At 63.6% G+C, this 15046-nt stretch carries 12 protein-coding genes and 1 tRNA gene; 7 read left to right on the forward strand and 6 right to left on the reverse strand.

From position 1 onward, the window contains the following. Positions 1 to 11: 11 nt before the first annotated feature. The 4 genes from pheT to OUZ30_RS05000 all read left to right on the forward strand — a co-directional run bounded on the left by pheT (position 12) and on the right by OUZ30_RS05000 (position 3208). Entirely contained in the window at positions 12 to 2423 is a 2412-nt protein-coding gene (pheT, locus tag OUZ30_RS04985) for a phenylalanine--tRNA ligase subunit beta (protein ID WP_266181079.1), read from the forward strand. 1 nt (position 2424) lies between these two features. Next, positions 2425 to 2724, forward strand: a complete 300-nt coding sequence (gene ihfA / locus OUZ30_RS04990; protein ID WP_019467382.1) for an integration host factor subunit alpha — start codon at positions 2425 to 2427, stop codon at positions 2722 to 2724. Further along, on the forward strand, positions 2705 to 3061 hold the full coding sequence (locus OUZ30_RS04995; protein WP_056007932.1) for a MerR family transcriptional regulator: 357 nt from the start codon (positions 2705 to 2707) through the stop codon (positions 3059 to 3061). The genes ihfA and OUZ30_RS04995 overlap by 20 nt, the downstream gene beginning before the upstream one ends. Positions 3062 to 3131: 70 nt before the next feature. Then, positions 3132 to 3208, forward strand: a tRNA-Pro gene (locus tag OUZ30_RS05000). A 66-nt stretch (positions 3209 to 3274) separates the two neighbouring features. Here OUZ30_RS05000 and serA read toward each other — a convergent pair. Continuing rightward, the gene (gene serA / locus OUZ30_RS05005; RefSeq protein ID WP_266181081.1) at positions 3275 to 4507 is read right to left on the reverse strand and encodes a phosphoglycerate dehydrogenase; all 1233 of its coding nucleotides are present in this window, start codon (positions 4505 to 4507) and stop codon (positions 3275 to 3277) included. 122 nt (positions 4508 to 4629) lie between these two features. On the opposite strand from serA, the gene OUZ30_RS05010 reads away from it, so the two are divergent. The 3 genes from OUZ30_RS05010 to pip all read left to right on the forward strand — a co-directional run bounded on the left by OUZ30_RS05010 (position 4630) and on the right by pip (position 8215). Further along, a complete protein-coding gene (locus OUZ30_RS05010; RefSeq protein ID WP_266181082.1) occupies positions 4630 to 6012 on the forward strand; it encodes an FAD-binding oxidoreductase in 1383 nt (460 codons plus the stop codon). Between the two features lie 142 nt (positions 6013 to 6154). Next, positions 6155 to 7186: a YncE family protein gene (locus OUZ30_RS05015; RefSeq protein WP_266181083.1), complete on the forward strand. Its 1032-nt coding sequence runs from the start codon at positions 6155 to 6157 to the stop codon at positions 7184 to 7186. A 72-nt stretch (positions 7187 to 7258) separates the two neighbouring features. Then, positions 7259 to 8215, forward strand: coding sequence for a prolyl aminopeptidase (gene pip, locus OUZ30_RS05020; protein WP_266181084.1), 957 nt, complete (start codon positions 7259 to 7261; stop codon positions 8213 to 8215). Positions 8216 to 8275: 60 nt separating this feature from the next. Here the strand turns inward: pip and OUZ30_RS05025 are convergent, their stop codons facing one another. The 5 genes from OUZ30_RS05025 to OUZ30_RS05045 all read right to left on the reverse strand — a co-directional run bounded on the left by OUZ30_RS05025 (position 8276) and on the right by OUZ30_RS05045 (position 14763). Continuing rightward, a complete protein-coding gene (locus OUZ30_RS05025) occupies positions 8276 to 10042 on the reverse strand; it encodes an EAL domain-containing protein (protein ID WP_266181086.1) in 1767 nt (588 codons plus the stop codon). A 52-nt stretch (positions 10043 to 10094) separates the two neighbouring features. Then, positions 10095 to 11741 carry a methyl-accepting chemotaxis protein gene (locus tag OUZ30_RS05030; RefSeq protein ID WP_266181087.1) on the reverse strand — a complete coding sequence of 549 codons (1647 nt, stop codon included), beginning with the start codon at positions 11739 to 11741 and terminating at the stop codon, positions 10095 to 10097. A gap of 260 nt (positions 11742 to 12001) precedes the next feature. Further along, positions 12002 to 12643 carry a uracil phosphoribosyltransferase gene (upp, locus tag OUZ30_RS05035; protein WP_266181088.1) on the reverse strand — a complete coding sequence of 214 codons (642 nt, stop codon included), beginning with the start codon at positions 12641 to 12643 and terminating at the stop codon, positions 12002 to 12004. A 104-nt stretch (positions 12644 to 12747) separates the two neighbouring features. Further along, positions 12748 to 13101 carry a PsiF family protein gene (locus tag OUZ30_RS05040; protein WP_266181089.1) on the reverse strand — a complete coding sequence of 118 codons (354 nt, stop codon included), beginning with the start codon at positions 13099 to 13101 and terminating at the stop codon, positions 12748 to 12750. Positions 13102 to 13260: 159 nt separating this feature from the next. Then, complete coding sequence (locus tag OUZ30_RS05045) at positions 13261 to 14763, reverse strand: aminotransferase class III-fold pyridoxal phosphate-dependent enzyme (RefSeq protein ID WP_266181090.1); 1503 nt, start codon at positions 14761 to 14763, stop codon at positions 13261 to 13263. Between the last annotated feature and the right edge of the window lie 283 nt (positions 14764 to 15046).

The following is a 15046-nucleotide window of genomic DNA, read 5'->3' on the forward strand; positions in this document are numbered from 1 at the left end:
AATCGATACGCATGAAATTCTCCGAGAACTGGTTGCGCAGCCATGTGCCGACCCGCGCGTCGCGCGACGAACTCGCTGCGACGCTGACAGCGATTGGCCTGGAAGTCGAAGACGTCACTGCCTTGGGCAACGCGCTTGATGGCGTCATCGTGGCGCGCATTGTCAGCGCGCAAAAGCACCCCGAGGCTGATCGCCTGCAGGTCTGTCAGGTGGATACAGGCAGCGGCATCGTTCAGATCGTCTGCGGGGCGCCGAATGCGCGCGCTGGCCTGGTTGCTCCGTTGGCCACCGTTGGCGCGAACCTGCCCGGTGGCATCGCTATCAAGGCGGCCAAGCTGCGCGGCGTCGAATCGTTCGGCATGCTTTGTTCGGCCAAGGAGCTGGACATTGATCCCGATGCATCGGGCTTGCTCGAACTCCCCGCCGACGCGCCGGTGGGTTCGCCGCTTGCGACGTACCTCGGTCTGCCGGATGCCAGCATCGAAATCAAACTTACGCCCAACCGTGCGGATTGTTTCAGCGTGCGCGGCATTGCATTCGATGTCGCCGCAGCATTGGGAAGCGAGGTCATTCCGCTAGACGCCCCCCCTGTACCTGCCCAGAGCGATGCCACGATGAAGGTCGTGCTCGATGCGGGCGCGCGCGTGCCGCGCTTCGCCGGCCGCGTGATCGACAACGTCGATGCCAAGGTGCAAACACCGGTGTGGATGGCCGAGCGGTTGCGTCGTAGCGGCCTGCGCCCGATCAGCTTCCTGGTCGACGTCACGCAATACGTCATGCTGGAACTTGGCCAGCCCATGCACGCTTTCGACAAGGATGCGTTGGAGGGTGAGATCGTCGTGCGTCCGGGGCGCGCGGGCGAGTCACTGGCCCTGCTCGACGGCCGCACGGTGGCGCTGGACGACGACTTTCTGGTGGTCTCCGACAGCCGCGGCGGCAGGGGCGGTCGCGCGGTCGCGCTGGGTGGCATCATGGGTGGCGCTGACACGCGCGTTACCGACGTCACGCGCAACGTGTTCCTCGAGGCCGCGCACTGGATTCCGTCGGCCATCATCGGCCGCAGCCGCAAGCTGGGCATGCACACGGACGCCGGGCATCGCTTCGAGCGTGGCGTCGACCCGGAACTGCCGGGCATCGCCGTCGAATACGCGACACGACTGATCCTGGACATCGCCGGCGGCGTCGCCGGACCCTTGGTGGATGTCACGCTGCCGGAATACCTGCGCTCGCCGGAGCCGATCCTGCTGCGCCGCGCGCGGCTGGCCCGCGTGCTCGGCTTGACCGTCGCCGATGACGAGGTCGTTCGCATCTTCACGGCGCTCGGCATGAAGGTCGAGCCCCTGACCGATGGCTGGCGGGTCACCGCGCCAAGCCGCCGCTTTGACATCGAGCGCGAAGAAGATTTGATTGAAGAGGTCGCGCGCATCCATGGCTATGAAAACATTCCCACGCATACGCCGGCCGGCGCGCTGACGCTCGCCGCCGAACCGGAGGCGCGCCTCAACGAAGTGGCCGTGCGCGAGCAGTTGGCAGCTCGTGGCTACTACGAGGCTGTCAACCTCGCTTTCGTCGGCAACGACTTGCTGCAGCGCTGGGGCATGACCGAGCAGCTGGTGGCACTGGCCAACCCGCTGTCGGCCGACCTGGCCGTGATGCGTCCCTCGCTGTTGCCAGGACTGATCCAGGCGCTTTCGCACAATCGTGCGCGCCAGCAGGAGCGTGTGCGCCTGTTCGAGCTGGGCCGTACGTTCGAGATCGCACCGGCGGCGGCAGCCAGTAAAGAGGCGCCGACGGAAACCCCATCCCTGGCGATGGTGGCCTGCGGCACGGCCCAGGCCGAGCAGTGGGGCGAAGCCACCCGTAGCTTGGACTTCCATGATCTCAAGGGCGACCTCGACGCCCTGATCGCCTGGGGCGGTGAGCCGCAGCGTTGGGCCGTGCACGCGGACGGCCTGCCCGGCTGGCTGCATCCGGGCCGTGGCGCCAGGGTGACCCGCGATGGCATGACTGCGGGCTACCTGGGCGCGTTGCACCCCCAGCTGGCTAAAGCCCTGGACCTCGGTGCCGATGTCCATGTGCTCGAGCTGGCCTTGGATCCGGTGCTGGCCCGTCGCCTGCCCAAGGCGCAGCCCGTACCCCGCTTCCCCTCGGTTCGGCGCGATATCGCCATGGATCTGCCCGAGGCGGTCAGCTGGTCACAGATTGAGCAGGTCATCCGGACCACCCTTGGCGAGCAACTCAAGGAGCTCCGCCTGTTCGACCGGTACAGCGGCAAGGGGGTCGAAGCAGGCCGAAAGAGTCTCGCTATGGGCTTGATTTTACAGGACGCTTCACGCACGCTTACTGACGACGACGCGGACCGTTATGTACGTGAAGCGGTCGCAGCGTTGGAGATGGCATGCAAGGCAAGATTGCGAGGGTGAAATGGCGCTGACCAAAGCGGAGATGGCAGAGCGCCTTTTTCTCGAAGTGGGCCTCAACAAGCGTGAGGCAAAAGAATTCGTGGACGCTTATTTCGAAGTGGTCCGCGAAGCGTTGGAAAAGGGTGAGCAGGTCAAGCTGTCGGGTTTCGGCAATTTCGACCTGCGGCAGAAGAACCAGCGACCGGGGCGTAATCCCAAGACGGGTGAGGAAATTCCCATTTCCGCACGCCGCGTGGTGACGTTCCGACCGGGGCAGAAACTCAAGGTGCGAGTCGAGGGCTATGCTGGACCAAGGGAATAACACCGAACTTCCGGCCATTCCGGCAAAGCGCTACTTCACCATCGGTGAGGTCAGCGAACTGTGCGGCGTGAAGCCCCACGTGCTGCGCTACTGGGAGCAGGAATTTCCCGCGCTCAATCCGGTCAAGCGCCGCGGCAACCGTCGCTATTACCAGCGCCACGACGTGCTGATGATCCGACAAATCCGCGGCCTGCTCTACGACGAAGGCTTCACCATCACCGGTGCGCGTGCCCGTCTGGAAGGGCCGCAGGCGCGCATGGAGTCGAGCATTTCCCACCAGATCGTGCGCCAGGTGCGCATGGAACTGGAAGAAGTGCTGTCTTTGCTACGTCGCTGATCACTTTCGTTCTTCAATGACTTTCGGTGCTACCCGCTGAGCTGGTAGACTCACCGACTTGCCGTATCGTCGGGGCGTAGCGCAGCCTGGTAGCGCATCTGCCTGGGGGGCAGAGGGTCGTGGGTTCGAATCCCGCCGTCCCGACCAATTCGGCAACAAATAACAGAACGGCGCCCTTGGGCGCCGTTTTTGTTTGCCTCGAGCGTGCGTTTCTCAGTACAGCACGCGACTACGCAGTGTGCCGGGGATGGCGGCCAGTTGGTCCTTGAGCAAGCCCGACTGCTTTTCGTCGGCGGCCACATCGATCACCACATAGCCGACTTCGCTGTCGGTTTGCAGGAACTGGGCGTCGATGTTGATATTGCCGCTCGAGAACAGTTCGTTGATGCGCGAGAGCGTACCCGGCACGTTGCGATGGATGTGCAGCAGGCGGCGGCTGTGCGGGTGTTCGGGCAGCGAGACTTCGGGGAAGTTCACCGCCGACAACGTCGAGCCGTTGTCGCTGTAGCGCACCAGCTTGCTTGCCACCTCGATGCCGATATTGTCCTGTGCCTCCAGCGTGCTGCCGCCAATGTGCGGCGTAAGGATCACGTTGTCCATGCCGACCAGCGGCGAGACGAAGGCGTCGTCGTTGCCTTTAGGCTCTACTGGGAACACATCCACGGCAGCGCCGATGAGATGGCCGGAACGCAGCGAAGCAGCCAGGGCGTCGATATCGACCACGGTGCCACGCGATGCGTTGATCAGCAATGAGCCCGGGCGCATCCGCGCCAATTCATCGGGGCCGATCATCATGCGTGTCGCCGTGGTTTCCGGCACGTGCAGGGTGACCACGTCGGCACGTTCAAGCAGATCTTCCAGGCTGTCGGCGGCCCGCGCATTGCCCAGCGACAGCTTGGATTCGATGTCGTGGAAGATCACGCGCATCCCTAAGCTTTCGGCCAGCACGCCGACCTGGGTGCCGATATGGCCGTAGCCGACGATACCGAGCACCTTGTCGCGTGCCTCGAAGCTGCCGGCGGCAGACTTGGTCCAGCCGCCGCGGTGGCATAGCGCATTTTTCTGCGGGATGCCGCGCAACAGCATGATGGCTTCGGCGATCACCAGTTCGGCCACGCTGCGCGTGTTGGAGTAAGGGGCATTGAACACCGGCACGCCCAGCCGGCGTGCTGCGCCCAGATCCACCTGGTTGGTACCGATGCAGAAGCAGCCGACGGCGATCAGCCGTTTAGCCTGCTGAAGTACCTCATCGGTAAGGTGGGTGCGTGAGCGGATGCCCACGATATGGGCGTCCGCAATGCGCGCCTTCAGTTCGGCTTCCGGCAACGCCTTTTCATGGAATTCGATCTGGCTGTAGCCGGCGCGGTGGAAGCTTTCCACGGCGCTGCGGCTGACGCCTTCCAGCAGGAGCACCTTGATGTCTTGTTTCGGGAACGAGGTCTTCATGGCCGTTGCGCAAGGGAGAACCTCCTCACTATGCCAGACCTTGTGACGGATTTGCGGCATCGCAACACTGGACGCTGCGGGCCGTCGCTGGCAGGCTGCACGGGTACCCTTGGGACCTATCCATGACTGACACTCGCTTGGCCGATCTTGCTGATCGACTGCCCCACCTGCGACTGCTGACCGACCCGTCCGATCTAGAGCACTACGGACGTGACTGGACCCGCCGTTGGGCACCCGCTCCGCTGGCCATCGCCTTGCCGGCCGAGGTGGCCGAGGTGCAGGCGATCGTCCGCTGGGCGAACGAGCATGGGGTGGCCGTGGTGCCTTCGGGTGGTCGTACGGGCCTGTCTGGCGGCGCGGTGGCGGCCAACGGCGAGCTGGTGCTGAGTCTGGAGCGGATGAATCGCGTGCTCGAATTCGACGCGGTGGACCGCACCCTCAGTGTGCAGGCCGGCATGACCCTGCATGCCGTCCATGAGGCGGCGCGGGAGCAGGGTCTGGTCTATCCGGTGGATTTCGCTGCGCGCGGCTCCTGCTCGATCGGCGGCAATATCGCCACCAATGCCGGTGGCATCCGCGTGATCCGATACGGCAATACGCGCGAGTGGATCGCCGGGCTGAGCGTAGTTGCCGGCAATGGCGAACTGCTGCAACTCAATCGCGGCTTGATCAAGAATTCTAGCGGCTATGACTTGCGCCAGTTGCTGATCGGTTCGGAAGGAACGCTGGGAGTCGTCGTCGAAGCCACCTTGCGACTGACGGATCCGCCGCCGCCGTCGCAAGTGATGCTGCTGGCCTTGCCGACCATGGAAGCCTTGATGGAGGTGTTCGCGCTGTTTCGCGCGCGCCTGTCGTTGCAGGCCTTCGAGTTCTTTACCGATGCCGCGCTAAGACATGTGCTGGCACATGGTGCGCAGCGCGCCATGGATGGCGATCATCCTTACTACGTGGTCACGGAATTCGATGCCGACGAAGCCGCCCAGGACGCGGCGTTGGCTGCATTTGAACAGGGCATGGATGGCGGTTGGATCAGCGACGGCGTGATTGCTCAAAGCGATGCACAGGCGGCAGCGCTATGGCGTCTGCGCGAAGGCATTACCGAAAGCTTGGCGCCGCATCGTCCGTACAAGAACGATATCTCGTTGCGCATCAGCGTATTGCCGGCCTTCCTGCACGAGATGCAGGGCTTGCTTGGGCGCGAATACCCGCACTTCGAGGTGGTGTGGTTCGGCCATATCGGCGACGGCAACCTGCACATCAACGTGCTGCGCCCGGCAGATCTGCCCGACACGGATTTCATTGCCCAGTGCGAGCACGTCACCAAGCTGCTGGCCGATACCTTGCAGCGCCACGGCGGCAGCATTTCTGCCGAGCATGGCATCGGATTGGTCAAGCGAGCCTATCTGGGGAGCACGCGCAGTGAGGCGGAGATCGCACTGATGCGTGGTGTGCGGCAGGTGTTTGACCCGAAGGGCATTCTCAATCCGGGCAAGTTGTTCAGTTGAGGGGCGCTGGGGTGACAGTGTGAGAGAAGTCGCACTTAGGCCCTTTCCGGGCGCTTGCTTGCCGAGACTTTGAACTGGCACTAAGCCAGCTCTAAGCCCTTCGTAGCATGCTGTGGGGACTTCACCGCCGATGGGTCCGATCATGCAAAGACATCTCCGCAGCGCGCTGGCCGCGACACTATTCGTGTTCTGCGCCTCCCACGCCGTGGCTGCGCCAAAGCCCGCAGACTTCCGCGTGTTGTCGCGCCTGCAGCTCGGCGGCCCCGGTGGTTGGGATTACCTGAACTTCGACGCCACCCGCCGCCACCTCTTCGTCACGCGCGGCGACCGTGTGCTGGTGATCGACGTGGACAAGAACAAGCTCTACGCCGCGATTCCCGACACCCAGGGCGTGCATGGTGTGGCCATCGCCCAGGACCTCAAGCGCGGTTACACCAGCAATGGCAAGAACGCCACGGTGACCGTGTTCGACCTGGATACGCTGGCCACCGTGGCCACGGTGACCGGCACGGGCGAGAAGCCCGATGCGATCCTCTACGATCCTGCCTCGAAGCATGTGCTCACCTTCAACGGCAAGAGCAATTCGGTCAGCGTGATCGATACCAAGAGCAACACGGTGGTCGGCACGATTCCGCTGGCTGGAAAGCCCGAGTTCGCGGCAACCGATGAGTCAGGGCACGTCTACGTGAACATTGAAGATCGCGCCGAGCTGGTGCAGATCGACACCAAGACCAATGCCGTGGCCGCCAGCTGGCCGCTGGGTTCGTGCCAGTCGCCCAGCGGCCTGGCCATCGACACGAAGAAGCATCGCCTGTTCTCGGTCTGCGACAACCAGCAGATGGCCGTGGTCGATGCGCGCAGTGGGCGTGTGGTGGCCATCGTGCCGATCGGCGAGGGTCCGGACGCCGTCGTGTTCGACCGGGGCACCTCGACCGTCTTTAGCTCCAACGGCGAGAGCGGCACCATCACCGCGGTGCACCAAGACGATGCGGATCACTACAGCGTGACCGCGACCATTCCCACCCAGCCCAGCGCGCGCACGCTGGCCCTCGATCCGAAGCTGCACCGCCTGTACCTGTCGGCGGCCCAGTTCGATGCGGCCCCGGCGCCGGATGGCGGCAAGCGGGCAATGGTTCCGGACAGCTTCACCGTGTTGACGGTGGGCAGCCCGTAAGCGTCGCGTCTCGGGCAAGGGGGCGGCGTGCTAGCCTAATCCGCCGTCCCTGTTTCACCGAGGAGATTGAGCATGCCGCAGGCACTTCGTTCGCTGTATCCCGAGATCGAGCCGTATGACAGCGGCATGCTCAAGGTATCGGACCTGCACACGCTGTATTACGAGCAGAGCGGCAACCCGAACGGCAAGCCGGTGGTGTTCCTGCACGGCGGCCCCGGCGGCGGTACCAATCCGAAGTGTCGCCGCTTTTTCGATCCGGCGGTCTACCGCATCGTGTTGTTCGACCAGCGCGGCTGTGGCAAGTCCACTCCGCACGCCGAGCTGACCGACAACACCACCTGGCACTTGGTCAACGATATCGAGCGCGTTCGCACGCATCTCGGCATCGATCGCTGGCAGGTGTTCGGTGGTTCATGGGGTTCGACGTTGGCTCTCGCGTATGCGCAGACGCATCCCGATCGCGTCACCGAACTCGTGTTGCGCGGCATCTTCATGCTGCGTCGCTGGGAGCTCGAGTGGTTCTACCAGAAGGGTTGCGATGCGCTGTATCCGGACGCGTGGGAGTCCTTTCTCCATGCGATTCCGGAAGCTGAGCGCGGCGACTTGATGAGTGCGTATCATCGCCGCCTCATCAGTACGGACCCACAGGTGCGCGTGAACGCTGCACGCGCCTGGTCGGTATGGGAGGGCGCCACCAGCTACCTGTGGCAGGACACTTCGTATATCGAGTCCAGTGCCGAAGACGAGTTCGCGCTGGCCTTCGCGCGCATCGAATGCCATTACTTCGTGCATGGCGGCTTCTTCGAACACGATGACCAGCTGCTGCGCAATGTCGATCGTATTCGCAAGATTCCCGCGGTGATCGTGCAAGGCCGCTACGACGTGGTGTGCCCGATGCGCAGCGCATGGGATCTGCATCGCGCCTGGCCGGAGGCGGATCTGCGCATTGTGCAGGATGCCGGTCATTCGGCCTTCGAGCCCGGCAATATCTCGGGGCTGATCGAGGCCACGGATCGTTTCGGCCGCTGATTCGGCAAGCCCGTTACTTCGCAGTGTCAGCCTCGATCGATGACGGTCGGGGCTGTTTGCTTACGGCGTCGCCGTGACCATGGGTGCCGTCACGCGCGCGAGTACATGCAGGCCAACGTTCGCGCGCTTCGCCTGTCGCTTGGCGCGTGCAGCGAAGGCCGCAATGGACTGCGCGCGTTGTGGCAGCGGCGGCGACAGCTGTACCGCCCCCATGACCACCGTGGTGAAAGGAAAGAACTGCGGCATGCCGCGACGATCCTTGCCGCGCAGTCCGCCGCGCACCCTGTCAACCTCGTCGAACAGGTGGGGAGAGCGCGAGTTGAAGGCATCGATGACGGAGTGACAGCGCGCAGCCCAGTCTTCACTCTGAAACAGCACCACGAAATCGTCGCCGCCGATATGCCCCACGAAGTCGAGCGCGGGATCGACATGCTCGCTGAGGAGGCTGGACAACAGCCGGATCATCTCGTCGCCGCGCGAGTAGCCGTAGTGATCGTTGAATGGCTTGAAGTCAGTCAAATCCACATGCACCACCACGAAGCGCTCACTACCGCTGAGCAGGCGCTCCATATGTTCGGTCGTGGGGATATTGCCGGGAAGAAACGTCAATGGGTTGGCATGCCTTGCGGCGTCGATGCGCAACTCGCTCACGCGGCGCACCAAGGCCTCGCCGGTGCCGAGGCCGCGATACTTGCCATCGCTGGTGACGATAAAGCCGTCGCTCAGATAGCGTTGGTCTTCACCACGCAGAACGTCTGCGAGGCTTTCCAGGCTGCGGTGCTCATCGCACACCAGCGGCGCCGCATTCATCAGCGCCGTACACGATTTGCGCGCCAGCAGCTCGCGGGCAAAAGGTTGCGCCATGCGTTCGTTGACCAACCGACGATTGATCAGGCCAATCGGATGGCCGTCCTTCACCACGGCCACGGCGTGCAGTTCCGGGTGGACGACAAATAGCGCCATCACCTCGTCGTTGGTCTGTCGCGGATGCACCGACGGTGCCTCCATCAGCAGGTGACGCACCTGAGTAGGGCGCTGCGTCACCGGGCCGCGTGGCCGGGGCGGCACCGCCACTGAAGGCGTGCGCAGAATCTTTCGCGCATCGTCGCTGACCTCGGTCACCGGCGCGGCGATGGGCCTGCCGATCAGGAAGCCCTGCGCGTAGGGGATGCCGAGTTCGCGTAGCAGGCGCAGATCCGCCGGATCCTCCACACCTTCGGCGACCAGATCGGTGCCAAGCGTTTCGGCGACCTGGCAGAGCGCGCGGACGATGGCCAACCTTCCCGCGCTGCGTGACAGGCCGTGGATCAGGTAGCGGTCAATTTTGACGACGTCCGGATGGATCTCGTTCCACATTTCGAAGCTGGAATGGCCATTACCGAAATCGTCGAGCGCAATTCGAATGCCATGCGCACGCAGATAGCCCAACGCATGCGCCAGGCGCGCGGGGCTTTCCACGACGTCGCGTTCGGTCACTTCGATGGTGATGCGCGCGGGGTCCAAGCCGCTACCGGTCAGGGCGAACAGAACCTCGTCGGGAGGCAACGCATCGTGCAGGATCGCCTGGGCGCTGAGGTTGACCAGGATGCGGCCAACACCGGGGTGGGTGGCGAAGGCACGGCAGATCGTGCGTGCTGCGTGTAACTCGACGTCTGCCAGCCGCCCCTCCAAGCGCGCGAGATCCAGCAGATCGAGGATGGAGAAGTTGCCAGGCATGAAAGCGCAACGACTGAGTCCCTCGTGCGCGACGACTTCCAGCGTGTCCAGGCGCACCAGCGGCTGGAATACCGGCGTGAGACTCCCTGCTGCGAGTGCGCGCTCGAGCATGTGTTGTCGGGAATCAGGGCGAAGAGGGATGGCTGACATGCATGGCTTGGGCTCAGGCCGCCGCAGGGACCTGATGCGTGTGCTTCACTGCAGGTGGGGGCGGCGCCTCGTGCGCCTGCTCGTAAGTGCCTTCCACAGCATCGGGAAGGCGGAAGAAGGCCACCTGGCGCATCAACGCCTCGGCGTCGGTGCTGAGCGCGCGGCCCGTCATGTTGATGTCGTCCACCAGGCCGGCGTTCGCCTGCGTGACCTTGTCCATGTCGAGCACGCTGCGATTGACCTGGGCGACGCCACTGACCTGCGCCTGGCCGGCATCGGAAATCTGCGAAACCAGCCCTGATACGCGCGCCATGCTTTGCACGATGCCGTCCAGCGCCTCGCCGGATAGCGCGACACGTGCCCGTGCCACATCGACGGCTTCCGTGCTGTTGATGACCAAGCCACGGATATCCTTGCCCGCCTCTACGCAGCGCCGCGCCAGCAAGCGCACTTCATTAGCCACCACCGCGAAACCACGGCCGCGCTCGCCGGCCTGCGCCGCTTCAATGGCAGCGTTGAGCGAGAGCAGGTTGGTCTGGAAGGCGATGCTGTCCACCAGGTCGACGATCTCTGTAATGCCACGACTGGCTTGCTGAATCGCGTGCATGGAGTCCAGCGCTTCGCCGGCCACACGGCGCCCCTGTTCCACATGTCCCAGCGCTTCGCGTGCCGCATGAGCGGCGCCATCGGCGTGGTCGGCGCCCTGTATGGCCTTGCTCGCCATGTGTTCCATCGAGGCGGCGGTCTGTTCGAGGCTGGCAGCCTGCGCCTGGGTGCGCTGGCTCAGCGCCAGGTTGTCGTGCGACAGGCGATGCGCGCGTTCGTCCACTGAACGGGCGCTGGTGCGGACTTGCGTCAGCACCCGCGTGAGCTGCTCGTCCATCGAGGCCAGTGCCCGCAGCAGCTTGCCCAGTTCGTCATTCAGGCCGGCATCGAATCGTTCGCCGAGGGTGCCGGAAGCGATGCGCTGCGCGATGTCGGTGGCCAGGTTCAGGCGCTTCATCAGGCTGCGCATGAGGGTGCCATCGAGCACGATGGTGGAAAGCAGCGCCATCACGAGCAGGGCGAACAGCAGGATCATGCCCTGGCGATCCGCCTGGCGTTGCGCCTGTACCTGGCTGTTGCCTTTGGCCAGTGCAGCCTGGAACAGGTTGGCAAAGTCGCTTTGCAGCGGTTCGTAGGCCGGTTGTACTTCCGTACTGAGTTTCAGCGCGCCGATGTCGAACTGGCCTGCGTCGAGCAAGGCCAGCGTTTCGTCGATGGCGCGATCGGCTTCCGCACGATGCACCTCGGTCAGCCTCAACGATTGGGCCTGTTCCCGTGCCAGCTCGCTCGTGAGCAACTGCTTCCAATGACGCTCCGCATCGACGCGGTCGGCATGGATGCGTGTGTGCGCATCGTCGACGGCGGAGGGGAGTTGCGACAACACCGCATGTACCAACACCTGCAGGCTGCTGTTGTAGTCGTTCTGCACGCGGCCGACGTCGGCAACCGGACTGAGCGAGCCCTGCACCAACCCTTCGATGCGCGTGTCGGCACGACGCAGTTGCACGATGCCTGCGGCGCAGGTCAGTGCGAGCAATCCGAGGATGGATAACAGGCGCAGCAGCAGGCGCTTGCGCAGCGTCAGCATGGGAATCCACTTGGTCAGCTTGAGCATGGGATATCTGGAGGTGAGAAGACTGCAAGAGCTATCGGCTCACCGCGCAGTTCCTTTAGCCAATAAGTGAAAATAAGTGGTGATACATCAAGGCGTTATCGTTGTTCTTGGCGGGCAGATCAGTGCACGAAAGATCGCACGGCAAGATGTCGTCGCCGTGACTTTCGTGCTGCATTTCTCATTCGTATATAACGAGAAGCCCCGCCGTGGTCGGGCGGGGCTTTTGCGGGAGGCCGTAGTCAGGCTTGGAGGCAGCGCGGTTATGTGGCGGGCAACTGCTTCGTGCCGAAGATCTTGTCACCCGCATCACCGAGGCCGGGCAGGATATAGCCGTGCACGTTGAGCCGCTCGTCGATGGCTGCCGTGTAGATCTCGATATCAGGATGGGCGGCTTCGATGCGCTTCAGTCCTTCGGGCGCGGCCACCAGAAACAGTCCCTTGATGCGTTTGCAGCCGGCGGCCTTGAGCATGTCGACGGTGGCGACCAGGGTGCCGGCAGTGGCCAGCATCGGGTCGACGATCAGTGCAATGCGCTCGTCCATGCGGCCGGTGAGCTTTTCGTAATAGGTGATCGGCTTGAGCGTCTCCTCGTCACGCTGCAGGCCGACCACGCTGACTTTCGCGGCTGGGATAAGGTTGAGCACGCCGGGCAGCATGCCCAGGCCTGCACGAAGGATCGGCACGATGGTGATCTTCTTGCCCTTGATCTGGTGCACGGTCAACGGACCGGCCCAGCCCTCGATGGTCTGCTCGATCGTTTCCAGATCCTTGGTGGCCTCGTAAGTGAGCAGGGCTGCCACCTCGGACGCGAGCTCCCGAAACTCCTTGGTACTGATGCCGGCACGGCGCATCAGGCCGAGTTTGTGCTGGATGAGAGGGTGGCACACTTCGACGATTTTCATGCGTGAGCATCCCTGGTAGCTGGCGCAATTGTCACCTACGCCGCGTGTCATGCACAAAAAAAGGGTGCCGGTGTCAGCCGGCACCCTGGTCGCCTACGCGTGGATCAATGTGCCGTTGGGGCGGCGTCGCCCTTGAGGCAGGTGCTCATAAACGATTTGCGGGCGTCGCCCTTGAGTGACTTGGCCTGCGGATCGGCGTTGCACGCCTTCATCTTCTCCTGCTGCGTTTGTTTGGCGGCGGGAGCGGCCGGGCTTTCGCCCTTCAGGCAACTGCTCATGAAGGCTTTGCGATCGTCACCGGTCTTACCCGTCGCCTGCTTGTTGCAGTCAGTCATGCGCTGCTGCTGCGAGTTCTTGGCGGGTGTGCTGCCGGCGGCAGCCTGCGGTGCGGCAACGGCAGCGGAAGCGGCAAAGGCCAGCGCGAGGCTGGCGACCATCAGGCTTATACGCGAAGACATGCGAATACCCTCCTGGAAGACCGGCGAGTGCCGGTGTCGCAAGTCTATGCCTGCTGATACTTCCAGCGGGAGGGGCGTAGCAAGGGAGTGTACGGCGGCGATTCATCCTGCGGCGCGCTGGAGTTCAGCCGCACCGCAGGTAAATCGGGGCGGGGCGGTTCAGGCCGCCTGGGCCTCGGTTTTGAGCTTGCGCGGACCTTGCAGCAAGGCCTGGCGCACGTGGGCGACCACCAGGTCCACCTCGGCGCTGGTCACCAGGAAGTGCGGGGTGAAGCGCAGTGAATTGGTGCCGCCATGAATGACGCCGACGCCCCGTACGCGCATGTACTCCTCGATGGAGTCCGCACCGTAGCACTTGAACTCCGGTGCAAGCTCGCAGGAAAACAGCAGGCCGGTACCCTGGACCTTGGTGATGAGTCCGCCAAGTTCGTTCTTCAGCAGGTTGAGCTTGTCGACGAATTCACGGCCACGTTCGCTGATGTTGCGACGGACCTCGTCGGACATCTCGCCAAGCGTGGCAAGGGCCACGTCCAGCGCACGCGGGTTGGCCGTCATGGTGTTGCCGTAGATGCCCTTGCGGTACAGATTGGCAACGCGCTCGCTCACGGCCAGCACCGACAGCGGATACTGGCCGGCGTTGAGTGCCTTGGAGAAGGTTTCCATGTCCGGCGGGGCCAGCTTCTCGAAGCCCGGATAGTCGGTCAACGAAAGTACGCCGTGTGCACGCAGGCCAGCCTGGATGGAGTCGACCAACAGCAGCGCGCCGTGGGCTTCGGTGAGTGCGCGTGCCTTCTGGTAGAACTCAGGCGTCACGGCACGACCCGGATCGCCTTCGCCCATCACGGGTTCGAGGAACATGGCTTCGATAAACCAGCCATGCTTGTCTGCGTCGGCAAACACCGCTTCGAGCTGCGCGATGTCGTACGGCTGGATGGTCAGCAGCGTGTCTTCATGACGATAGCTGGCGAGGTGCTGCAGGTAGGTCTTGCGGGTGGAATCGGAGTACAGCGCCGGCTTGTCGGTGCGGCCGTGGAAGGCACCCTTCACGGCAAGGCGCTTGATGGTGCGACCGGCATGACGCGCACCAGGATCGGTCATCAACTTGGCATTGACGTCCGCGATACGGCAGGCCAGGCCTACCGACTCCGAACCGGAATTGAGGCACAGGTAGCGCGTATACGGATTGCTGCCGCGGTTGCGGCCCAGCTCGCGATCCATGGCGCGCGTGAACTGCATCTGCGAGACGCTCGGCGTCATCACGTTGGCCATCACCTGGGGCCGGGCCAACGCGGCGTCGACGGCCGCGTGGTTATGACCCAGGCCGAGCATGCCGTAGCCGCCGTTGTCGTGGATCACCGCACCCTTGAGGCTGATGACCCAGGGGCCGCGTGCGGCCGCCGGCAGGTAGTGATTGATGGCGTCGTCGGGATAGAAATTGACGAACTCGGCCTGCGCTTTGGTGATTTGTTCCGCTTCGTCCAGCTTGAGGAAGTCACCCAACTCGGCACGCAGTTCGCGATGGCGCGCGATGGCCTCATCGATTGCCTGTGCCAGCTGTGGATGGCTGGTTGCCAAGCGCTCGATGGTGGCGTCGTCCAAACCGGTGGTCTGCGGAGCACCGCCGAATTCGCGCAGTTCGCGCAGCTGATTAATTACACCCATGGGTTCCTCCTCAAAGTCGACGTGCTTGCCGTCCCGATGGCATGCGCGCCGATACGTCTATAAATGCATGTGGGAACGCATGAATTTGCCGCGTTTCCCAAGCCCGCAAAGGCTTTGTCGCACTGCGTTTCATCGGGGATGTGGCAATGCAACGGCCAGCTGAGCATAGCGCGGCCCCGTCGCCTCCGGTACCCCGTATGACGCTTGTCACCTGTGTCATCTGACGCTGGCGACTGCGTGCAAACCCTTGTGGCACCTAGCATGGCGGGCAAGGAGGAGGGCT

Source organism: Dyella humicola (genome assembly GCF_026283945.1).
Classification (GTDB): Bacteria; Pseudomonadota; Gammaproteobacteria; order Xanthomonadales; family Rhodanobacteraceae; genus Dyella; species Dyella humicola.